Raw genomic sequence first — 449 nt, 5'->3', positions numbered from 1 at the left:
GTCGGAACACGGTTCGACGGAACTGTCGTTTTCGCGTTGTTCCCCGGTGGTGGCTCGACCGGGCGCGTTACTGATGGAGAAAACGGAGTAACGACCGCCAGACCGTCGAATCGAGGATTCGATTAGCGCACTGAGCTCACCCGACGGTCGCTGTGCAGCGACGTATCGGTTCAGTACTTCGCTCCGCTGGCGAGCACCGCTCGGAGACAGCAGTACTTAAACACCCATTGCAGATAGCATAACCGGGAAGTCAGTAAAGAGACTACTAACAATTGATGTCAGAAGAATTCGGTTCGGAACTGGACGGAAAGGTCGCAATCGTCACCGGCGCGTCGTCGGGCATCGGCAGCGCGACGGCCAAGTCCCTCGCCTCTCGCGGGGCCAGCGTCGTCGTCGCCGCCCGCCGCGAAGGCGAACTCGAAGAACTCGCCGCAACTATCGAAGACGAC

At 59.7% G+C, this 449-nt stretch carries 1 protein-coding gene; it reads left to right on the top strand.

Annotated features, from left to right (window positions below; genetic code table 11):
• Positions 1 to 275: 275 nt before the first annotated feature.
• A partial coding sequence (locus tag DVK06_RS17750) for an SDR family NAD(P)-dependent oxidoreductase (protein WP_121601163.1) occupies positions 276 to 449 on the top strand: 174 nt, incomplete at its 3' end.

The sequence above is a fragment of the Halorubrum sp. Atlit-28R genome, assembly GCF_003665955.1.
Taxonomy (GTDB): Archaea; Halobacteriota; Halobacteria; order Halobacteriales; family Haloferacaceae; genus Halorubrum; species Halorubrum tropicale.
Note: the sequence above shows the minus strand (reverse complement) of the source record. Positions and strands in the feature narration are given on the sequence as shown.